1 protein-coding gene is annotated in these 301 nt (G+C 67.4%); it reads left to right on the top strand.

Going from position 1 to position 301, the window contains the following annotated elements:
* Window positions 1-250 (top strand): hypothetical protein (locus IAE27_RS29835; RefSeq protein WP_227685356.1); only part of this gene is annotated, 250 nt, incomplete at its 5' end.
* Between the last annotated feature and the right edge of the window lie 51 nt (window positions 251-301).

The following is a 301-nucleotide window of genomic DNA, read 5'->3' as shown; positions in this document are numbered from 1 at the left end:
CCGTAGCCCGGACAGATGCGCAGCATCGCCTCCGGGAGATTATGCCGCGCTATATTCTGCTCCCGGGGCGGCGCAAAGCGCCTGCCCGGGCTACAGGTTCACCGCCATCTGCCAGCCCGTAGCCCGGACAGATGCGCAGCATCGCCTCCGGGAAATTATGCCGCGCTGTTCTCTGCTCCCGGGGGCGGCGCAAAGCGCCTGCCCGGGCTACAGGTTCACCGCCATCTGCCATCCCGTAGCCGGGACATAGGCGCAGCATCGCCTCCGGGAGATTATGCCGCGCTGTACTCTGCTCCCGGGG

Source organism: Klebsiella sp. S69 (assembly GCF_016516145.1).
GTDB lineage: Bacteria > Pseudomonadota > Gammaproteobacteria > Enterobacterales > Enterobacteriaceae > Klebsiella > Klebsiella oxytoca.
Note: the sequence above shows the minus strand (reverse complement) of the source record. Positions and strands in the feature narration are given on the sequence as shown.